We start from the raw sequence: 22,419 nt of genomic DNA on the forward strand, positions 1-22,419 counted from the left end.
TTAACTCAAGTACTTCAAGGGATTCTGCTGAGCGCCGTCGCGGATAATTTCGAAGTGAAGATGAACACCTGTCGAGTTGCCAGTACTGCCCATGATGCCAATTTTCTCGCCTTTGGAAACGGCGTCCCCTTCTTTGACGTGAAGCTTGCTCAAGTGTCCGTATAACGTTTCATAGCCGTTTTTATGATCGATGATAATGCAGTTTCCATAGCCGCTTTTCCACCCGGCGAAGGAAACGGAGCCTCCATCCGACGCCATGATGCTGCGCTGTTCGGATACAAAGTCAGTGCCATTATGCGTTTTGCCCCAACGCAAGCCGAAATCGCTCGTGACTTCCCCGCGCAGCACGGGCATAGCGAATTTACCTGTGCCGGAGCCGGACATTTTCTTTGTGCCTTGCTTAACTATCGTTTGCACAGGCTCTTCCAGCAGCTCTTCAGCCACAGCTTTTTCCTCCATGAGCACACCGTTGACTTTTACGGACTGGATCGTCACGTTCTTCAGGCCGGACTTCCCCTGAGCTACAATCTGAATGACCCCGGAGGCCAGCGTATCGTCCTTCTGATAGACGACTCCGCTGGGCACCTTCGTCCGCTCGGTGATCAGCTCGACCGTCCTTACCGTCAATAGCGGCTGCTGCACGGTAATCTGCAGCTTCTGGCCGATGCGGATAAGATCGCCTTTCACCTGTGGATTATTCGCACGCAGCGTCTCCAGCGCTATATCGTGATTCCGGGCAATGACGGACAAGCAGTCTCCGGCCAGTACCGTATACGTGCGGGCCTGCTCCCGTCCGGCTATGATCCGCTCCAGAATAGCCGACGGTGATTCGATCTTGCCCGGTTGGACAACCGTCTCGACCAGGCTGACATCCTGGACGAAAGAAGCCGTTAATTCTACAGAATCTCTTATTGCAGGAGCTTCATCCCCTTCGGCGGAAAGGATTCGCGCATCTTTGCGCTTCGTACCTTCCCTGGCAAACGCTTCCCCTTGACCTGAATCTGTCATCGCCGCAGGTATATAAGGGGATTTGATCTGCTCCAGAAGCTCAGCTGCCGTCCCCATATCCTTGACATAACCAGCCGTGACCCCGTCAATACGTATTTCCGTCGCGAAAAACATGTAGACGAGGGTACGGTTCAGTATGGCCAGCACCGCATCGTTGTCAATCACGCCGCCGGAACCCTTTTGGTCCACGAAATGAAGCTTCTCCAAATTGGAGCTGATCCGGCTATGCCCATGCTCGCGTTCAATCTCCCGATATTTGTCGTTCCTCCATTGTTTGACGATATCGGGGTCAGTCACCGTACCCAACCATTGTTCGTCCAGAAACACATCGAACCTGCTGATGCTCTGCGCTTTGACAAACCAACGCCCCGACAACACAACAGCTGCGATGACAGCAAAAGCCGCCACCCATTGAATGGTTCCTAACGTTTTCTTCCACCTGCTTGAAGGCATCCTCAACGTTACTACCCCCTCATTGTGATTGTCTAGCATGGCCTCCTGCTCGCAGCAGCTTATTCGCACCTCATCATGTATATGACGCCCAAGGGCCCGATAAGACAAAAAAAAGCAAAAAACAACCCCCCGGCCAGCCCTGAACGAGCGGCAAACCGGGGGAAACACTTGAACGATAAGGGATTTTCGCTTAACCTGTCTCCTGAAGAAACCGGTACTGCGCCTGGATCAAGCCGTGATACACTCCTTGCTTGGCAATCAATTCCTCATGATTGCCCTGCTCCTTGATCTCGCCGTGATCCAGTACGACGATCTCATCCGCATGCCGGATGGTCGAGAGCCTGTGAGCGATGATGAACGAGGTGCGCCCGGCGAGCAGCGTCTGCAACGCTTCCTGGATTTTGACTTCCGTCTCGGTATCGATACTAGCCGTCGCCTCATCCAGGATCAGCACGCGCGGATCAGCAAGCAGCGCCCGGGCGAACGACAGCAGCTGTCGTTGGCCCATCGACAAAACGTTGCCCCGTTCCTGAACCTCCGTCTCATAACCTTGTGGCAGATCGACGATGAACTCGTGGGCACGGACCGCCTTGGCCGCGGCCTCTACTTCCTCGTCCGTGGCATCCAAACGCCCGAACCGGATATTGTCTCGAATCGTACCCGAGAAAATGAATGTATCCTGCAGGACGATACCGACCTGCGAGCGCAGACTGTGCAGCGTAACATCCCGGATATCATGCCCGTCGATTCGGATACTGCCTGCAGTCACGTCATAGAACCGGCACAGCAGGTTGATGATCGTACTCTTACCCGAGCCGGTGTGCCCGACCAGCGCAATGGACGATCCCGCTTTGACGTTCAAATCAATCCGCTTGAGCGCATGGCGCCCTGGCTCGTATTCGAACTCAATCCCTTTAAACTCGATGTTGCCCTGAATGGCAGGCAATGGACGGGCACTCTGACGTTCCGCCACATTCGGCTGCTCGTCGATAAATTCGAAAATCCGCTCCGACGAGGCCATCGCAATCAGCATCTGCGAGTACATCTGCCCCAGGCGGTTGATCGGCTCCCAAAACTGGCTGATGTAAGCGCCGAACGCGACGAGAATACCCACCGTAATCTCCTGGCGCATGACCAGATACGAGCCGAACAGGAACAGGATGAAATAACCGATCGCTCCCGTAACCTCGATGATAGGGTTGAAGGTCTGGTTCAAGGTAGAGGCCCGGTTCCAAGCCTTGTGATTATCCTTGTTCATCTCTTCGAAATAGTCCATGTTGGCCTGCTCCTGCGCGTAGGCCTGGGTGACCTTGATTCCCTGAATACATTCATTGAGATGGGAATTGATCCGCGAGGTCCTCACCTGCACGACCTGCCAGGCACGGCGTATGCGCAAACGCACCTTCGTCGAGACCAGGAACATGATGGGCACTGTCACCATGATCGCAAGTCCCAGCTTCCAGTTGTACACCAGCAGAATGGCGATAATGCCGATGAGCTGCACGCAATCGATCATCAGATTCACGACGCCGTTCGTCAGCAAATCCTGCAGGGAATTCACATAGTTCGTGATCCGAACCAGGATCGCCCCAGCCGGACGCTTATCGAAAAAACGGAAGGACAACTGCTGGACATGACTGAATAAATCATCACGCAGGTCGTAGATGACCCGCTGGCCGATCAGGTTCGTATACCGGATGCGGTAGTTATTTGCCAGCCACTGCACAATATACAGTCCCAGCATACCCGCTACGATATACAAAAGCTGGGTACTGTCTTTCTCCTTGATGGCATGGTCGATCGCATAGGCCAGCAGCATCGGATTCAGCAGCTTGGTGATGGCGCCAACCACCATCATCACGAGGATGATCGGCACCATCTGCCTGGCATAGGGCCTCATATATTTGCCGACCCGCTTGACTTGAACCCAGTCGAAGCCTTTATCCATATCCTCATCGTCCTGGTAGACGAACCTGGATTTCACTTGCTCCGTAGCTTCTGCTGACTCGGTTTTTTTATTGGATTGCGCACTCACGTTGCCAGTCCCCTCCGTTTCGTGTATGAGCTGGAGACGGCGGATTCCTTCAAGGCCTGCTGCTCCTCTAACTGTGCGTGCTGATCACTGGTTGTTGTATCAGCAGGCGCAACTCCAATGGAAGCCGGCTCCGTATCAAGTTCGAGTACGGGCTGATCGGAGAATTGGATATTATAGGTGTCCTGATACGGCCCAGGAATCTTCAACAACTGCTCGTGCGTGCCGCGCTGGACGACGCGCCCGTTATCCAGAACAACAATTTCATCGGCATGCTTGAGCGACGAAATCCGGTGCGCGATGATAAAGGTCGTGCGGTCTTTCATCACTTCCTCGAACCCTTGCTGAATTTCGTGCTCGGTCTCCATATCGACCGCGCTGGTCGCATCGTCAAGGATCAGAATTTTCGGATTCAGCAGCAGCGCGCGGGCTATCGCAATCCGCTGCTTCTGGCCGCCAGACAAGCCGAGTCCGCGTTCGCCGACAACCGTGTCATAGCCGAGCGGGAGCTCCATAATAAAGTCATGAGCCTTGGCCAGCCTTGCAGCATGCTCGATCTGCTCTTGGGTAACAGCCCCGGCTCCATAAGCAATATTATTGCGGATCGTCGAGGAAAACAGGAACGTCTCCTGGAACACGACAGCGATCTGGCTGCGCAGACTTTCCAGCGTAACATCGCGGATATCCTGACCATCCAGCGTGATGCGTCCCTCCTTGGCCTGATAAGCCCGGAACAGCAGCTGAATGATCGTCGATTTGCCTGAGCCGGTTCCTCCAAGCAGACCAATGACGGAGCCTGCAGGCGCATCAAGATCAAAATCGGCAATCGCCGGTTTCTGTGATTCCCCGTAGGCAAAGGTCACGCCTTCGAAGCGGACATGTCCTTGCACCTTGTCTGGATTCAGGACCCGGGCATTTTCTTTATTTTTCACATGAACATAATGATGCAGCACTTCCAGAAGCCGTTCGCCGGCTGCCTTGGACTGCGTGTAGTTATTAATATGGAATCCGATTCCCCACATGGGCTGAATGATATAGCCGATCAAGCTGTAGAAAGCAACCAGCTCGCCAAGCGTAATGCTGCCGTTAATTGCCATCCAGCCGCCTGCCCCGATCAGCAAGACTACGCTCAGATTGGCGAACAGCTCCATCAGCGGAAAAAATTTGGCCCATATCCCAGAGGTGATCACGTTATTTTCTTTGTAATCGGTATTGCGCTCCGCAAACTTCTCGATTTCATGCGGTTCCCGGGCAAAGGACTTGACCGTGCGCACGCCCGTAATATTTTCCTGAACCGTCGTCGTCATCGTACTCATCGACTTACGGATCAGGCGGAATGCCGGATGGATGCGTCCTTCGAAGCGGATCGCGGTGAAGACGAGGAACGGCATAGCCGCCAGCGTAATCAGCGTCAGCTTCCAATTGATCGACAGCATCATGATCATGCCGAAGGTAAACATCATAAACACGTTGATGATTTGAACGAAGCCAAACCCGATAAAGTCGCGTACAGCTTGCAGGTCGGCCGTTAGTCTGGACATCAGATCCCCTGTCTTTGCCTTGTCGTAATACTGGAAAGACAGAAATTGCAGCTTACGGTAAAGCGCTTCACGCAGGTTGTAAGCGGTCTGATTACCAAGCTTCGCGCTGTAGGAACCATGCAGGAATTGAAAGACTGCCTTTAATGCCATGACGCCAAGCACCATGAATGCGAGCAGCGGGACCTGGTCATACCGTTCGTTAGCAATGACATTATCAATCAGATGGCGGAAAAGATTCGGATATACGAGACCCAGTCCTGTAACCGTCATCAAACAAAGCATGGAGATGACAAAATACCTTCGTTCGGACCAATAATATTCTCGGAGCTGCTTAAATACGTACATCTGGCTTGTTCCCCCTCCCGGACGTCCGCCCGCCTGTACAGGAAACAGGGCTGACCGTCCTTTGCAACCGTCAATTTTGAACGCCTTCACTTGCCTTCACATGCTTGTCATCATCATCCCGGAATACCTGGGACTTTTCCCGCTCTTAATCTCTTTCAATTCTAGTGTCGCGGTGAAGCGATAAAGTAAAGGGCGACTCTTGCAGCTTGAATAGCCTGTACAGACCGGAATCCTTCTCCCGGGCGCCTGTGCAGCCCTGACTGCCTACTTCGCGGACATCCGCTCCTCCCCAGCGAAAAATGTGACAATTATCGTAAGTTTTATGCGTTAATGTTAGGAGTTTACCACCATCGCCAGCAAGCGGCAACAGCTTCCAATTGCATAATGATGCTTGAGGCCGGGAAAAACCCCATTTCGCGAGATTTAGGGAACTCTACCCATCTTTTTCGCCCAAATGATGCCGTTTGGAAGCAATGAAAGCCTTTTCACGAAATCAGGTTTTTTTACGATTAAAGCGTTTTATTTTCGTGAGGCAGATAGCTGCCGCGCCCACCTCATATACTTAGAAATGAATATTTATTCATATTATTCGCATCGGAAATTAACAGTATAAGTCAGTGTTTTGCAGAAAGCTTATTTCATGCGGGAAGAAACACCTGAGTGGACAGAAAGGGAGCGCCGGCGCTGGACTATGTTCCAGCGCCGCGCTCCCTTTCTGAACGAAATCATGCCGCCTCAGGAGGATGCCAAAAATTTCAGCAGGCGATCGTGCTTCTCCTGCATGACCTGAAGATCCAGCTTCATCTCCAGCGCCTCTAATTGCCCCGCTGCATGCTCTTGCAAGTCCGTCGTCCACTTTCCTGCCAGCGTCGCAATAACCGACCGTAGCTGCTCGGCGTAAGCCACCTCCAGCCGTCCTGCCTGCGCTTCGGTGAACCTTGTCATCGGCTCGGTCAGCTTGACCTCCAGATCGCGCCTGAGCTGCTGCTTGCCATCGCCCTCGAAGAACTGCTTCGCATTCTTAAAATACGACGCGATCCACTTGGTCTGAATGTCTTCGGCCTGTAGCATATCATCCAGCTCCGGGGTGGCAAGCTTGAACGGTTCGAAGTCCGAGGGCTCGAAGGAAGGAATGCCTTCTCGCAATCTGGACGTCCATTCCTCGCCTGCCAGCTTCGCCATCCGGTTGATTTTGTTCTCGATCCGCAGCGTAGTCGCCAGTACCTCCTGAGACAAGTCAAAGGAAATCATCCTCCGCAAATCCTCCCAGGCGGACTGGAGCACGGTTTTGCTGTCACGGGGATCATCGTTGAACAGCGAAGGATTGAACGCTATGTTGAACAGATCGCCGAACCGGTAGGTGGTCCGCTGCTTCACGTAATATAGCAGCTCCTGGATCTCCTTGGACAGCTCTCCCGTATCCGCTTCTCCGGCGGCAAGCTCCAGGCGCTGAATCCCAGCCTGCAAGGCGGCGCGCAGAGCTTCGCTCTGGCGGGAGCGCACAGCTGCGTCCGATCTGGCGCTGTCCGTCCAGCGCTGCAGCGTCTCGGCCGCCCGACGGATGTCGGACTCCCCGGCGCGCACGGCCATCTCCGTCAGCTCCTCGAAGGTAAAGCGGACGAAATCCCGCTCGAACACTGTGACCCCGGACTGCACGGTCAGTGCTGCATCCTTCTGCAGCTTGCCTTCCAGCGCATAGTAGCTGGATAGCGGATAAATTCGCGGATGGCGGATACCATGCTGGAGCAGATTGCTTTCTACGTGGCCGACGACGCCCTCCAGCTCCTCGGCCGAGGAGGCCAAGTCTGCGGCGTTGACGATAAAGAACATTTTATCGAGCTCAAAGCTCTCCTTCACCCGGCCGAGCTGCAGCAAAAACTGCTTGTCGGCATGGGAAAACGCATGGTTATAGTACGTCACGAACAGGATCGCATCGGCATTCTTGATGTAATCGAAGGCAACCCCGGTATGCCGGGCATTAATCGAATCCGCTCCCGGCGTATCGACGAGTACAATCCCCTGCTCCGTCAGCGGATTCGTATAGTACAGCTCGATCAGCTCGACAAAGCAGGACTTCGCCTCTTCGGCCGCATAGGTGCCGAACTCCTCGGCCGTGATCCGCAGATCCTGCCCAAGCAAGCCTCCCATCGTGTCCCAGCCCTGCTGGATAGCGCGCAAGAAAGCGTAATGCGGCTTACCCTTGCCGGGAATGCGGTCCGCCTTGAGCCCACCGATCGCCTGAAGCGCCTGCTCCATCGTCTCTGCCTTGACGCCCAGCGTCTCCAGCGAGTATAGCGCATCGGCGACAAGCCGCTCGCGGCTCTTCATCCGCACCTTGGCCGTTCCGTGCGGCCATCCGGCCTCCGGCTCCGGCGGCATGATCTTATTGATCGCCGCCGTCGTCGGATTCGGCGATACCGGCAGTACCCGTTCGCCGATGAGCGCGTTGGCGAACGAAGACTTGCCCGCGCTGAACGCGCCAAACAGCGCTATCGTGAAGCGGTTGCCGCCCAGGCGCTCCGCCTTCTCCAGCAAGGAGCGGCGCACCGACTGAAGCGCGCTGAGCCCGCTCAGCTCGGCCGCAGCGGCCTCCAGCCGCGCTGCCGTGGAGCGCAGCCGCTCCCGATGCCCGCCGGCAGCCAGCGTCTGCGTGGAGCCGTCCGCGGCCGCATCTGCCGCGATCCAGGCCAGCGCTGGCGCTGCAGCCTCCGCAGGCTGTGCCGCTGCGGCAGAGCTCGCTGCCGCGCTCTGTGGCGCTGCAGCCGGCGACGGAAGCTCAGGCGCTGCGCTAAGCGGCAGCGCGGCGAGCAAGCTTTCGCGGTAAGCAGCGTCCGCCTGCTCGAGCCGCTCCAGCTCGCGGAAGGCGCCAAGCCGGCTGTCCAGCTCCGCAAGCTGAACAGACAGAGCTTCCCGCTTGCCTCCAAGCGCCTGGGTTAGCTCAGCAGTTAGCTCCTCGACGACGGTCACGGCTTTTTTACGATAGGCTGCTTTGATCTCCGTCGCAATCTGCTTCGAGTAGATAAGCGTATACTCGCCACCAAATACCGCGGCTTCATTGACTTGAGCCGCCAGCCATTCTGGCGTCAGGTCGCATACGATGCTAACCGATGCTTCGTTGACCCGCTCCAGCGGAAGGCCCATGCCTTCCAGCCGCTGCTTGACCGTCTGCTGCACATGACGGGCAATCTGATTCTGCACCTGAGAGGAAAATTCCTTGAACAGCAGCCCCAGCCGCTGCTCCCGCTCAGCGGCTGTTTTGGCGGCTGCCCCGAGCCAGCCGACCTTGAAGCCCGGTCTCCGGCTCTCCAGGTACAAATGCGCAAGATCGCGAGTCGCAGCGGGAGTGATGTTTGCGTTGTCCACCAACACACTCAGTTCACTGCGAAGTTGAACGAGAAGCTTCCCGGGAAGCTCCTCCAGGCGGCGAAGCTCTCTACTAACTTCGGCGAACTCGGCCTGTGCCGTACCTGAAGACTCGTCGGCCTCCAGCTGCAGACGCAGCGCTTCCTTCGCAGGCTCTTGAGCCTCGGCCTGCTTGGCCGCATGAGCTGCAGCCAAGGCTCTCGCCGACTTCTCCAGACTTTGCTGGACTAGAGCCTCCCGGCGGTCGATCAGACTGCCGATGAGCCAGTCCAGCTTGCCCCATTCGCTCGCCGGATGATCGGGAGCCTTAACGGACGTGTACAGGATACCGTCCGGACGTACGCCCCAATTGGCGAATGCTTCCCGAACTCCCGCTTGATAAGCCTCCAGCGCTACTTCATGCTCCCGGTGCTTATCGATCATATTCACGATCAGATACAGAGGCTTGCCCCATTCGGCCATTTTTTTCGTAAAGCCCAGGTTAACCTCGGACAGTACATGATTATAGTCCATCACATAAAACACTACATCCGCTAGATGCAGGGCCGATTCCGTTGCCAACTGGTGAGCATCATCCGTTGAATCGATACCTGGCGTGTCTAGCAGCGCGGCATGCTCCTGCAGCAGCGCAATCGGATACGAAATCTCGATCGTTTCAACGGCTTCTCCGTTCCGGCAATGCTCCGCCAATTCCTCAAGCGGTACCTGCTCTGAGCGGCTAAGCCCGTCCTCTGATTTCCGGTGATACCAGACCGTAGCTCCGGGCTCCCCGCTCGCGATGCTTACAATATTCGCACTCGTCGGAATCGGACTGGACGGGAGCAGCTGATGCCCGCACAACCGGTTGATCAGACTGGACTTGCCTGCCGAGAAGTGCCCACAGAAAGCCAAATTCAATCGTCCGCCCGCAGCCTTCTCCAGCAATTGACCGACTTTCTCCGCATGCGAACCATCTCCTGCTTCCAGCATGCGTTCCCGTAATACCCGGATGGATCCTTCCGTAGAAAATTGCTGCTCGCCGCTCAGCTCCGGCGACTCCATCGTTGGTGTAAATATGCTCTTCATCCTTCTCCCCTACCTGCCCTCTATATCTAATCCCTGCGTATAAAAAAGAAAAAAACCGAATTGCTTCGGTTTTTAGTGTACCACATTTTCTTTCTCGGGGATAAATATTTCAAACACGTCACGATGCTGCAAAATCGTGATGTCCCTATCCTTGACTTTCATCACGACAACTTCAGGACGCTGCTTCATCCGGGACAAGTAGTTTTCCGGAACGCTTCCTGACTCGGAAACAACGACGCCCTCCACTTGCATTTCTTCGTTCTCCTGAAGCGGAGTTTCGAGGATTTTCTCATAAATGTCCGAGAACACCTCAAAATCGTTTGTATAGACTGATATGCACTTCATCTCATCCTATCCTTTCTTCACTTGAATCCTTCGCTAGGGATCTAGGTTTTTCGTTCTTTGGTATAGGTTTCCTTTTGGAGCCGGCTTTCATACGTTTTTTACCTTCTCGGCATAAGTCGATCAGCGGGCATATCTCACACTTGGGCGATTGCGCCTTGCAGTGATATCGTCCGAAGAAAATAAGGCGATGGTGCGTATCCGTCCATTCGTCGCGGGGAACGCGCTTCATCAGCTTCTTCTCAACCTCCAGCACAGAATCGTCGGCATCGGCCAATCCCAGCCGCTTAGATACCCTCTCCACATGAGTATCGACAGCGATAGCGGGAACGCCGAAAGCGTTCGACATGACAACATTCGCCGTCTTACGACCAACGCCGGGCAACTCGATCAGTTTCTCGTGCTCCCGGGGCACTTCGCCTCCGAACTTGTCCAACAAAAGAGCGCATAGGGCCTGAATGTTTTTTGCCTTGTTGCGAAACAGCCCGATACGGCGTATATCCTGCTCCAATTCTTCAAGCGGAACGGCCAAATAATCCTCCGGTTGTTTGTACTTCTGAAACAAAGTCGCGGTAACTTTATTGACCGTCTCATCCGTACACTGTGCCGATAGCAGTACGGCAATCGTCAGTTCAAACGGGTTGGAATGATTCAGCTCGCAGTGAGCGTCGGGAAACATGCCCGCGATGGTGTCCAATATGGTTCGAACCTTAACTCGGTTCACATGCAGCCCGCCTCTCTTACGCTTATGCTCTATAGTGTACCGAATCAGAGAAGCCGACGCAATGAAATATGTCTGTAATTTGCGAATTTTTTCTGAAATCCTCGCCAATCGTGAAAACCGCCTCACCAGCGGCAATCTGCGCCACTACTAAGACGGTTTTCACGAACGAAAAGTTGCGTCTATAGACAATTAGAGCTGCTCGATTTCATAAATTTTATCATCAATGATATATAAGTTCACTTCACTGTTCTCTGTCAGCGCCGAAGCATTAACCGATTGGGTGCCTTTATGAACATAGGCTCTGCCAAATAATGCGTACCGGTCCTTGCTGTTCGTCCCAGACGGCTTCAGAAGCAAGTGGCCGAGAATCGTATCATACGACGCTATTGTCCGCTTGTAGGTTGCCGCTTGATGAATGATCGTTTTCTCGCTGGCATCCTTAATAATTTCTACGCGGTCTCCTGCTTTGAGATCTGTCAGAGAGGACGATAATGTCCCGTCCGGCTTCTTCACGGAGAAGTTTTGACCCAGAGGCAGCACATTTACCCCGCCTTGGAAATCCTGTACCGTGATGGTTCCCAGCGTTGCATCTACGGTATTGATCTTCCCTCGAACCGTATTCACAATCGAGACGAGATCCATCTTGCTGCCCGTAAAGGTGGCTTTCACATAATCATCCACGAGTAGATCCTCGAAGGCCGGTACGGATTTATTCGGATTGAATATTTTATCCAAGGTATCAATTGTGAAGGTAAATGTAGCCGTTCCATTTTCTTCCTTAACGGTCACCTGTTTCGTCGAAGCATTGGCTACTAGAATTTTGAAAACGCCCGACTTCTTAATTGAAAAACCACTGAACATGTCTTGTGTAGGAATCAGACTTGCCCGGACAAAGTCTCCGGCCTTCAAGTCCGCCAGCGTGCCATTAGCTTTCCCCTGTAGATCAACCGAGGCTCCAGGTGCTTTGAACGTTAGGCTCTTGCCGCTAGTTGTCCGGAGCGTCACTTCGCTTAAAGTTGTATTAATCTGTGACACGACGCCGTCGAGAGTTTGCGTCACTTCAATTGAGATGATCCGGTCTTTGGACACCTTCATATTAACCTTTTTATTGCGGTCGGTAATCGTAGTACCCGCCTGAGTACCCATAAATGTAGACTGGAAATTAGTCAGTGGGATACTCGTCCCCAAATATTTGATAATCGTCGAATCACTGAGCTGGAACGCGCCAAAGCCTCCATTGTCCTTAGCGACTGTCAAAACTTTCGTGGTTGATTCATAATTGACTATGCTGGCGAACTCGTAGTTCTCAACCTGACGGTTATTGACCGTGACCTTTACAACCTTATTGTTTAACAGGTCCAGGCTCACTTCGTCTCCTTTTTCCAGATCAAAAAGGCTTGACATCGATGTTCCGCCGATGGACACTAACGCATTATCATTTACATAGTAAGACGACAGAACGCTTCCGCCGGTAGGGGTAATCGTCAGAATACGGGACTCTTTGCTAATCTCGGTTGACAACGTACCTTGCACCGTCGTCACGACATCCGCCTGCTTCTTCACGGTAACCGACACAAGCTTATTGGCCTTCACTTCATAGCTGACCGCATCACCGATATGCAGTTTGGACAGATCCGAAGTCGTGCCATCCTGCAGCTTCACAGTAACCGCTTCAGCCGTAGAATACGTCTCATTCTGAGAACTCGACGATTCAAGGAAGCTGATCTGCTTCTGAGACGAGTCGATGCTGAGTACAGTTCCGTCAGCCGTCTTGCTAAGCGGTGTTTGCTTGACCACGATATGCGTAATCTTGGTTTCCTTGAGCAGCGTATTTCGCTTAAGCTGAACGACGCTGCCGAGCGGAATGGAGCCAATGCTTTGGCCGCGGCCTTCATTATCGGTTACGGAGACATTGGCGGCAATTTCGACAAGCTTGCGAGTACCTCCGACTTGGACGGATACACGCATCTCATCGAGGAATACGTCATTTAACGTTCCCTCCGTCACTTCCATCTTTTCTTCAGGGTTCGTCAGCTCGATATACAGTGCATTATTCAAATTCTGAACCAGATACACTTCATTCGTCAGCTTAATCTGGCTTAGCGGGATACGGCTGTCGTCCTTGGCGTTATAGATAACCGTATCTGCCGAGAGATTATATGTAGTGGTATCACCCTTGGCATTAAGAATACTGATCTTCTTATCGTTTAGTTCCATCACGTAACCAATGGTTACACGGCTGGAGCGCGTTGTTAACTCTTTGTCCGCCCGGCTCAGGAATGTCGCCATCTGAGCTCGTGTTACTTTGCCCGAAGGCCTGAAGGTATCGTCCTCGAAGCCCTGTACGATGCCGAGCATAACCGCAGCATTGATATAGCCTTTGGCCCAATTGGAGAAGCTGCCCGCATCCTTGAAACTCGACGCCGAAGCGGCCTGCTGTGACGCTACCGAGTTTTTCCCGATAGCCCGGATAACCAACTTGGCTACCCACTCCCGGGTCGCATCACGGGAACCCCAAGCGTTTTTGGATGATGTACTCTCGACTTCCTCGGCAGCCGTAATCAGACCTTTGTCGAAGGCATAGGCGACATAAGGTTTGGCATAATCACTAACAGCCACGGGAAGCACCGTTTCCGCTTTATTAGCCAGCGCCTCCGATTCGAGTCCCATCATGCGGATCGCCATGACGATGACGTCCTGCTGGGAAACCGTATTGTCCGGGCGGAATTCATTCTTCTCATAGCCTTGAATAATGCCGAGAGCCGCCAGCTTGGTCACATGCTTGATCGCCCAGTGTGCGCCGTCAACGTCGGCGAAGCGAAGCACGAGACTCCCCGAGGACGACAACGATGAATCGTTAGATGCCGGTTTGTCTGCTGCATATGCTGCACCGCTGAATGCAAGCGTAAGTGCCAGTACGGCAGCCGTCAGCTTGCGAACATTTCTATGGTTCTTTCTCTTCATGTATTCGCTTACCCCTCTCGGTCTCTTCAAATGTCTTGAAAAGTCAGGCGGAGCAAACCACTGTGCATTGCACTTGTCAGTCCGCCGCTACTGCGCAAAGACTCAAATGCTTCTGCCGGGCTTTCCGCCTGACTTTATACGGTTTAGCGTTTGAAAGGATGCTGCAGCTCCATGTGTCCCATCAAGCTATCGACCTTCTTGCCTTCGAGCAATACCTCTAGGGTTTTGACCTCGGCAAATTGAAAGGCTGTTTTCTGGAGGGCTGTCAGCAGCATTTCCTCCCCGCTTGCTCCAAGCCTCGCTGCGTCAGGCATCACCAAATCAAGCGTGAGCTGGCCGTCTTTCAGTTCGGCCTTCTTAAAGATCAGATGTTTGGCCAGCGATTCGGTCTGATCGTCTGGGGCCTTCTTCAATGCGTTGAACGCGGCCGCATACTTGTCCTTCTCTTCGCCAAATTCGATCTTGGCTTCCTTCTCCACCAGGTTCTCGAGGTTGGCATCCGAGTAAAATACTTTGATAACCTTAGATTGCTTCTGCGGCTGCTGGGTAAGCGGAGGTGTCTGGCTGGTCGTATCGCTTGAGCCCGTTTTGATCGGCTCCGTGGTCTTCACCGGTTCAGAAGGCGGACTTGTCAACGGCTGAGCGGCCGGCTTCTGACCGCAGCCGGATGCTATCAACGCGAAGACGACGGCTGCCGCTGTTATCTTGATCCAATGGGTATGCATCAGAAACACTCCTTATTCCAGATTTAGCTGCGTCTTGATGCCTGATACGATAGATGCGGCTACCTGGTCTTGAAAAGCTTCTTGAAACAGTTGGCTTTCTTCCGCACGGTTGCTCATAAAACCGATCTCAAGCAGCACGGAAGGCATCGTCGTGTTGCGAATGACATGGAACGAGCTTTTCTTCACCTTACGATCCTGGAAGCCGGTCCCTTTCATCAAAGCCGTATGCATCGTTTTGGCGAAATCAGCGCTCTGATCGGTGTAGTAATGGGTCTCAGTCCCGCGAACGGATTCTTTGTCCGCAGAGTTGGCATGGATGGAAACGAAGAGATCCGCATCCGCATTGTTAGCCAGCGCAACTCGATCCTCAAGCTCGATAAACGTATCGTCGGACCGAGTCATCACAACCTGAATCTGTTTTTCTTTCTCCAACAGCGCCGCGACTTTCTTGCCGAGCGGAAGAACGACATTTTTCTCGTAACGGCCTGTCTGCTTGGAGACCGTGCCGCTATCCTTGCCTCCATGGCCGGGATCGATATATACGAGATATTGCGATCTTGGCGGAGCGACCCGCAGGGAGAATTGTCCGGCCTTCTCTCCGGGAACAAGGGTGAATTGAGCTTTTTGCGCCAAATCTACTACTATTCTAACGATAGAATCTTCTTTTGAAAATAGCGAGTATCTGATTTTTGCGATCTTCTCATTGGAAAGTTCCAACGTACCCTCGGCGAGACCATTTGCCTTCTCTGCGAGCGGAGTGTCCAGCTGGATTCCCGGAATATCGATGACAAGCCTCTCCGGGTTGCTCAGGCGGAATACTTTGGGCTCCAGCTTGTTCGTGCGGGACGTCTTAAAGACAAGCTCGTTCTTCTCCAGTGTAACGGAGTATAGGGAATCTGGCAACGGCAGGGGGTTCTTCGTGCCGCTTCCATCCCCTGCCTTGGACGGACTGCCGTTCGAACCTGAAGAGCCGCCTGCTGGCACGGAATCTCCTTTGTCCTTTCCGGTGTTCGGAGTGGATCCAGGCTGGTTTTCCGCTGGCTTGTCGCCGCTGCCAGCTGGCTTGTCCGTTCCGGAAGCGGGCTTGCCGTCCTTCTTGTCGCCGGTTCCAGTCTCGGACTTAGTACCGTTTGGTTTATCCGTCCCCTTGTCCCCGGGTTTGAGATCGGTTTCCTTCTGAGGGGCTGCCGTCTCTCCGGTTGCAGGTGCTTTTCCAACGGGAGCATTGTCCGTTTCCTGCTCAACCTTCTGCTGGTACATAAATACCGATTGGGTCAGACCATCCCATTCGACCTTCGTATTCAATTGTTCAACCACAAAGCGCAGCGGCAGCATCGTGTTGCCGTCGATAATGACTGGCGCCGCTTCCAGCTTTTGAGCCTTCCCATTGACAGTGGCGGACGTTTTGTCGATAAACAATTGAATGCTCGTTGCCCCTTGATCCACGCTTACCTTGCGCTGCTTAGGGTCCCATGACACCTTGGAGCCCACCGCTTCGGCGATAATGCGTACAGGTACGATGATATTGCCCTTTACGTTCTGCGGCGTTACTTCGGGCACTAACTGTTTGCCGTTCATAAATAACTGGATCGACGACGTTTCGGCAAAGGCGACCGGAATCAACAACAGCGAAAGTAACAAACATGTGAACCAAGCCGTTATAAACCTCATCTCACACCTCGAAACTCAAAAATTTGACAAATTCTATCACTCTATTAGACTATTTAGCCGCTAAAAAGTTGCAGAATTTGCGATTTTTTTTGAGCTCAGACAAAAAAACTCAAAAGCAATCCGAATGGATCGCTTTTGAGTTCATAGCTCGAATTATGCAATTTGCGGCTGCTCCAAACGCTCCAGCAGCTCGCGGAACTGCTCGCCAGACAGTACCTCTTCGGTGGTAAGAATGTCGAGCGACTGCTCGAATACCCGCCGGTAGCTCTCCAGCAAGCTCCGGGTCGCTTCGGTAAGCTCCTCCAGAATCGCCGTGTTCTCCTTCATCAGCTCCTGCTTGGTCACCATGTTCCTGTCGATGATGCCGAGTCGCGTCAGACCGGAGTCCATCATCGTGCCAACCATTTGCAAGGCCTGCTCAAAATCATTGCGGGAGCCGGTGCTGCGGCCACCGTAGAACATTTCCTCAGCTACCGAGCCGCCTAGTGCAATCATGATCTGCTCCTCAATCTGGGCTTTGGTGTACAAGTATTGGTCCGCCTGCGGATTGTGCCGCACAAAGCCAAGCGCTTTTCCTCTCGGACTCAACGATACTTGGGATACAGAACCCGGACGAACCCGCTCCGCTACAATGGCATGACCGAGCTCATGAAGAGCAACCCGGTCGCGCTCCTCCTTGGTCGACTCGCGGTCCGTCTTCTCTCCGAGCATCACCTTATCGACGGCAAGCGACAGATGCTGCTGGCTGATAGTAGCTGATTCCTCCCGCATCGCGTAGATGGCGGCTTCGTTCATTACACTTTCCAGCTGTGCGCCTGAGAAGTGGAAGGTTTCCTTCGCTATCGCATCCAAATCGACGGTTTCCGCCAGCGGACGCTGCTTGGCATGAATATGAAGAATATGCAGCCGGCCCTTCTTATCAGGCAGCTCCACATCGATATGGCGATCGAACCGGCCCGGACGAAGCAGTGCGCTATCGAGCATCTCCTTGCGGTTGGTCGCTGCAATGATCAGGATGCGCGGGCTTTCGCTCGTATGAATGCCATCCATCTCCGTCAGCAGCTGGTTCAGCGTCTGATCATACTCCCGGTGCTGACCTCCGTCTCGCCGGCCGCCAATTACGTCAATCTCATCGATAAAAATAATCGCGCTCTCCTTCTTCTCCTTGAGCGCACGCGCCTTCGCTTCCTTGAACAGATCACGGATACGGCTAGCGCCAACCCCGACATACATCTCGACGAACTCGCTGCCTGCTGCAGCCATAAATACGGAATTCGTATAATGCGCCGCGGCTTTGGCCATCAGCGTTTTCCCTGTTCCCGGAGGGCCTGTGAGCAGAATCCCTTTCAACGGGCGAATGCCGAGACGCTTAATGTCCTCATAGCGGATCAGGAAATCTAGCGCTTCCTGCAGCTCCCGCTTGGCACGATCTTGACCGCCGATATCGTCGAAAGTCATAAAGACGGGAGCTTTCGCCCTGGACTTCCGCTCCGAGCTCGCTCCCATACCGTTCCGGGCGCGATTCATATAGAAAAAGGTACCCAAAATAACCGTCATAAATACGATGGGGATCATATTGATCCCCACAAAATATAAGAAGGCCAGTACAACTGGCGCCGCACCAATCAAAATCTCCTTGCCATACTTACTCATTAGGCCACACCCCCACCTTCACAGGCGTTCTGGAGAGCATCACATACTTGCTGGCCTGTCCGTCTGTGATCGTAATATAAACAAAGCGATCATCCATCTCGGACACGGCACGGATACCGGAGGCCGGATCAGCCGCTGTACGGGCCTGGAGCGTAACAGGAATCTGTGCATACTGCTTCGTATCCATCGCCTGGGCGACCTCGAACAGCGTGGAAGACCACCATTCATTCAGCTTAGGCGACGGCTCACCGGCAACCTTCAGACGGAGCTCACGGCTGCCGATCACTTGACGGCCTTCATTTTGAACTTGCTGATACACCTCGCGTAAGCTTTTTCCAGCTGTCAGCTTGACCTGAACGTCAACGGCCTCAGCGGATAAATGCGTAGATACAAGCTCAACACCCTGTATACCGGAAACAACTTTCTGAAGCGGGCTTTCCATGGCATAGCTCTGATAAGCGAAATATCCTCCGAACAAGAGCCCCGCACTGATGACTAAACTGAGCAGAACCGGCATAGGACGTATATTCATCTCTAACACTTCACCCTCTCCGAATTAAAAATAGCTGCTATCGCAATCAAACTATGAGTATATCAATTAATCTGTATAGAAAGTATATCATATCTTCTACACGAATTGATCATGTAATGTGTGGCATCTTTGAGAATCACGCCAAAAAACGCCCCGCAGCGCTGAGTTGCCGCGCGTACGGGACGTCGTTGGTCTATTGAATGGTCAGACGCCAAGTATCGATCAGCGTCCCATCATTGAATTGATAGTAGTCGTAAAAGTGCTGTTCCTGCTTCTGCCCCTCAGGTGTGTATGTATAAAATACTTCCCAGATAGGCTTGTCATTTTGAATTCCCGGAATGACGCGCAGAATTTCCGCTGTCGGCTGCCTCGCCTTCACCTTCTCGGCCATTGCCTCGCCGGCTACGCCATTCGCCGCAAGCTCCGAGCGCAGCTCACCTTCACTGCTAATCCATACGTACAGAGGCTGCCCGAGCTTATCCTCTCCGGTGATCACCGTATAAGATTTGTCGCTGGTGAAGGGCTCTACGATCTTGACTTTGGTCAGCGCCGTCTTCTCGTAGGCAGTCGCTACCGCCGCCCGCTGGACCGTCCATTCCGCTCTGGATATCATGTTGTATATCCAGTTCAAACCGACAGCGATCAGAATCAGCGCTGCCGCGGCAGTCAGACTCCACTTCCATTTTTTTTGCAAGGCAGACACCTCTCCGCTCCTAGGAGCTCGTCAAACGCTCGAAGCTTTGCTGAGCTTCAAACTTGATCCGTTCCTCATCCAGTGTGAGGCAAGCACCGGCCTTCACAATCCATTTCCCGTTCACGCATACATCCGTAACGTCTCGCGTATTGGCGGAATACACGACATGCGAGATCAGGTTCGTACGCGGGTAATAATGAGGCTGATCCATGTCCAGAGCGATAAAGTCGGCTCTCATTCCTGCTTTTAGCGCCCCCACATCGTTCAGCCAGATCGAACGGGCTCCATCCAACGTCCCCATACGCAGAGCATCCTCCGCAGCGACGGCGACCGGATCGCCGCTAACTCCCTTGTGAATCAGGGCTGCCAGGCGGATTTCCTCCAGCATATCGAGATTGTTATTGCTTGCCGGACCGTCGGTTCCCAGAGAAACAAGCACACCGGCCTTCAGCAGCTCGGGGACGCGGGCGAAGCCGCTCGCAAGCTTCAGGTTACTGCCGGGATTATGCGATACGCGGACATCGTATTTCTTGAGCACGGCAATTTCCTCGTCGGTCAGATGAACGCCGTGTGCCACGAGTGTCGGTCTGGCGAACACGCCCAGCTTCTCCAGATGCTCGACAGGCCTTGTGCCGTATTGATCCACATTATCCTGTACCTCGCGCGCCGTCTCCGACATATGGATATGAATCGGCACATCAAGATCATGCGCGGCCTGGACGATTCTCTCAATATAATCTGGAGGGCAGGTATAAGGCGCATGCGGCGAAAGCATGGTCGTGATGCGGCCATCTGCTTTCCCGTTCCAGTCTGTAGCGAATTTGACCGCTTCCGCAAGCTTCGCATCCTGTACATCACGCGGACATAACCCGATCACGCCGCGCGTAAGCGAAGCTCTGATCCCGCTCTCTTGGACAGCGAGAGCCACCTCGTTCATATGGTCGTACATATCCACGAAGGTCGTCGTGCCGCCCTTTACCATCTCTAGAATAGATAAGCGGGTTCCGGCCGCGACATCCGCCGCGGTAAACTTGGCCTCCATCGGCCACATTTTCTCCTGCAGCCATAATTGGAGCGCCATATCGTCCCCGTAGCCCCGCAGCAGCGACATCGCCGCATGACCGTGCGTGTTGACGAATCCAGGCAGAAACAGCTTGCCGCGTCCGTCGAAGACTTCATCGAAGGACTCGTCCTCCGCAGGACTGCCCTCCACTACACGGACAATTCGGTCTCCCTCGATGACCATATGTCCTTCAAGCCATGGACGCGTACCGTCCAGGGTAATAAATGTTCCGTTCGCAATCAGCGTTTTTTTCACGGTTTTCGTTCCTTTCCTATACATACAGTCCCGCTTCCAATGTACAATTTCAACGCATAGAAATCAAGCTTTCCCCATTCCGGCGCCTATTCAAGAGCTACATAGAAACGAGTCGGGCAACATAAAATAAGTTTGCCGAAACTATCATTGCATTCCTGTGTTAGGTTATGTTATTTTTAATTTTGTGTGAATTTGCTCCGTTTTTCTACATATTTCTACGTATTAGATGAAGATTTTGTAAAGTACAGATAATATTAGGAGGCGAAAGCCATGCTGTTTACCAAAAAGAACGATACTGATTTTCTGCTGCTGCTGATCAAAGCATCAGAAAACACCCTGCAGGCCGCGCAAACATTCCGCACGGCCATGATGGGGAACGAACCCCCCGCAACCTTTTATCCCCAGCTTCGGGACCTGGAGCACAACGGAGATCAAATCACACACCAAATCTTCAAAGGATTAAACAAGGTGTTCATTACGCCTATCGAGCGCGAGGATATTATGGAGCTAGCCTCGAAGGTGGACGACGTGCTGGACGGCATTGAAGCCTCCATTGCCCGCTTCGACTATTTGAACATTACCTTTACCGATAAATATATGAAGGAATTTTCTGCCGTGCTTGTCGCAAGCTGCCAGCACATCCTGGATGCGATGAAATTGCTATCCAAGAAAAAATATATGCAGCTCACCGAGCATACTGTGCAGATTAACAGCCTCGAGAATGAAGCCGACCGTCTGATGCGCGAAGGCATCCGCGAAATCTTCACCAACCCGAAAGAGCCTTACCATGACTTTAAACTGAAAGAGCTTTATGAACGTCTGGAGCAAACGACTGATGCCTGTGAGGACGTTGCCAACATTTTGGAAGGCGTAGTACTGCGATATTCGTAAGCCGATTGGGAAACGCCCTGCTTGCGGAATCCGCACGGTATGACTTAGGAGGAATTTATGTTAATCACCTTGATAATAGTCGTCGCTCTAGCACTTATATTCGACTTCATTAACGGGTTTCACGATACGGCCAATGCCATTGCCACATCCATTTCGACCAAGGCCCTTTCACCCCGTTTTGCTATTCTTTATGCGGCCGTGCTGAACTTTTTGGGAGCTATTTATTCGTCCGAGGTAGCCAAGACCGTAGGCGGCAGCGTCGCCAATCCGGCAACTATCGAGAACGGTATTTATATCGTCATATCTGCGTTAATCTCCGCGATACTCTGGAACTTGCTGACCTGGTATTACGGAATTCCTTCCTCTTCCTCTCATACGTTGATCGGCTCGCTGGCCGGTGCCGTTATAGCGGGTGCTGGGTTCGGAGCATTGAACTGGTCGGGCTTTAGAGAGATCATCCTGATCCTGATTTTATCTCCCATTATCGCCTTCGCTTCCGGGTTTCTGATCATGTGGATCATCAAGAGAGTCATTATTGCGACCGGCAACGATTCCCGTTCCAAAATGAACCGGACGTTCCGTTCGTTTCAAATCTTATCGGCCGGCCTGCTTTCCTTCTCTCACGGGGGCAATGACGCACAAAAAGCGATGGGGATTATCGTATTTGCACTAGTGACACTCAATGTGCAGGATAACCTGGATGTTCCGCTGTGGGTCAAGCTGTCCGCTGCAACGGCGATGGGCCTTGGGACCTCGATCGGGGGTTGGAAGATCATCAAGACGATGAGCCGCAACCTGCTCAAGATCGAGCCGATCAATGGTTTCGCAGCCGATCTGAACTCATCAATCATCATTCAGACATCGACCCATATGGGTATGCCGCTGTCTACGACGCAAGTCATTTCTTCGTCCATCATCGGTACGGGATCCGTGCTTCGTTTCCATGATGTAAAGTGGGCCACCGTGACAAGAATGATTATGACGTGGTTCATCACGATTCCAATCAGCATGGTGCTCGCGTTTATCATCTACAAAATCGTATTTATGTTCGTGGCATAAAAGCCTGCAAAGCTGGAGCGGCCGTCCTTTGGGACGGTT

15 protein-coding genes are annotated in these 22,419 nt (G+C 53.1%); 2 read left to right on the top strand and 13 right to left on the bottom strand.

The features are described 5' to 3' along the window. The 13 genes from WMW72_RS05380 to WMW72_RS05440 all read right to left on the bottom strand — a co-directional run bounded on the left by WMW72_RS05380 (nucleotide 1) and on the right by WMW72_RS05440 (nucleotide 20,430). A complete protein-coding gene (locus WMW72_RS05380) occupies nucleotides 1-1,461 on the bottom strand; it encodes a peptidoglycan DD-metalloendopeptidase family protein (RefSeq protein ID WP_341414588.1) in 1,461 nt (486 codons plus the stop codon). Between the two features lie 190 nt (nucleotides 1,462-1,651). Then, nucleotides 1,652-3,496 (bottom strand): ABC transporter ATP-binding protein, encoded by a 1,845-nt coding sequence (locus tag WMW72_RS05385; protein WP_341414392.1) that lies wholly within the window; start codon nucleotides 3,494-3,496, stop codon nucleotides 1,652-1,654. After that, nucleotides 3,493-5,379, bottom strand: a complete 1,887-nt coding sequence (locus WMW72_RS05390) for an ABC transporter ATP-binding protein (RefSeq protein WP_341414393.1) — start codon at nucleotides 5,377-5,379, stop codon at nucleotides 3,493-3,495. The genes WMW72_RS05385 and WMW72_RS05390 overlap by 4 nt, the downstream gene beginning before the upstream one ends. Before the next feature lie 735 nt (nucleotides 5,380-6,114). Next, nucleotides 6,115-9,807, bottom strand: a complete 3,693-nt coding sequence (locus WMW72_RS05395; protein WP_341414394.1) for a dynamin family protein — start codon at nucleotides 9,805-9,807, stop codon at nucleotides 6,115-6,117. Between the two features lie 72 nt (nucleotides 9,808-9,879). Next, complete coding sequence (locus tag WMW72_RS05400) at nucleotides 9,880-10,152, bottom strand: NAD/NADP transhydrogenase alpha subunit (protein WP_341414395.1); 273 nt, start codon at nucleotides 10,150-10,152, stop codon at nucleotides 9,880-9,882. A gap of 1 nt (nucleotide 10,153) precedes the next feature. After that, a complete protein-coding gene (nth, locus tag WMW72_RS05405) occupies nucleotides 10,154-10,873 on the bottom strand; it encodes an endonuclease III (RefSeq protein ID WP_341414396.1) in 720 nt (239 codons plus the stop codon). 189 nt (nucleotides 10,874-11,062) lie between these two features. Beyond that, the gene (locus tag WMW72_RS05410; protein ID WP_341414397.1) at nucleotides 11,063-13,837 is read right to left on the bottom strand and encodes an S-layer homology domain-containing protein; all 2,775 of its coding nucleotides are present in this window, start codon (nucleotides 13,835-13,837) and stop codon (nucleotides 11,063-11,065) included. 143 nt (nucleotides 13,838-13,980) lie between these two features. Continuing rightward, a complete protein-coding gene (locus WMW72_RS05415) occupies nucleotides 13,981-14,562 on the bottom strand; it encodes a GerMN domain-containing protein (RefSeq protein ID WP_341414398.1) in 582 nt (193 codons plus the stop codon). Between the two features lie 12 nt (nucleotides 14,563-14,574). After that, complete coding sequence (locus WMW72_RS05420; protein WP_341414399.1) at nucleotides 14,575-16,203, bottom strand: N-acetylmuramoyl-L-alanine amidase family protein; 1,629 nt, start codon at nucleotides 16,201-16,203, stop codon at nucleotides 14,575-14,577. A 183-nt stretch (nucleotides 16,204-16,386) separates the two neighbouring features. Then, on the bottom strand, nucleotides 16,387-17,886 hold the full coding sequence (locus tag WMW72_RS05425) for an AAA family ATPase (protein WP_341414400.1): 1,500 nt from the start codon (nucleotides 17,884-17,886) through the stop codon (nucleotides 16,387-16,389). Then, nucleotides 17,879-18,418 carry a hypothetical protein gene (locus WMW72_RS05430; RefSeq protein ID WP_341414401.1) on the bottom strand — a complete coding sequence of 180 codons (540 nt, stop codon included), beginning with the start codon at nucleotides 18,416-18,418 and terminating at the stop codon, nucleotides 17,879-17,881. Before WMW72_RS05430 ends, WMW72_RS05425 begins: the two co-directional genes overlap by 8 nt. 193 nt (nucleotides 18,419-18,611) lie before the next feature. Then, complete coding sequence (locus tag WMW72_RS05435) at nucleotides 18,612-19,121, bottom strand: cell wall elongation regulator TseB-like domain-containing protein (protein WP_341414402.1); 510 nt, start codon at nucleotides 19,119-19,121, stop codon at nucleotides 18,612-18,614. A 10-nt stretch (nucleotides 19,122-19,131) separates the two neighbouring features. Beyond that, a complete protein-coding gene (locus WMW72_RS05440) occupies nucleotides 19,132-20,430 on the bottom strand; it encodes an amidohydrolase (protein ID WP_341414403.1) in 1,299 nt (432 codons plus the stop codon). Nucleotides 20,431-20,700: 270 nt separating this feature from the next. Here WMW72_RS05440 and WMW72_RS05445 point away from each other — a divergent pair, with 270 nt between their 5' ends. Together WMW72_RS05445 and WMW72_RS05450 are read left to right on the top strand one after the other, a co-directional pair. Then, nucleotides 20,701-21,321, top strand: a complete 621-nt coding sequence (locus tag WMW72_RS05445) for a DUF47 domain-containing protein (protein WP_341414404.1) — start codon at nucleotides 20,701-20,703, stop codon at nucleotides 21,319-21,321. Nucleotides 21,322-21,378: 57 nt separating this feature from the next. Further along, nucleotides 21,379-22,380 (top strand): inorganic phosphate transporter, encoded by a 1,002-nt coding sequence (locus WMW72_RS05450; protein ID WP_341414405.1) that lies wholly within the window; start codon nucleotides 21,379-21,381, stop codon nucleotides 22,378-22,380. Nucleotides 22,381-22,419 lie beyond the last annotated feature (39 nt).

This window comes from Paenibacillus filicis (assembly GCF_038070315.1).
GTDB classification, from domain to species: domain Bacteria; phylum Bacillota; class Bacilli; order Paenibacillales; family NBRC-103111; genus Paenibacillus_G; species Paenibacillus_G filicis.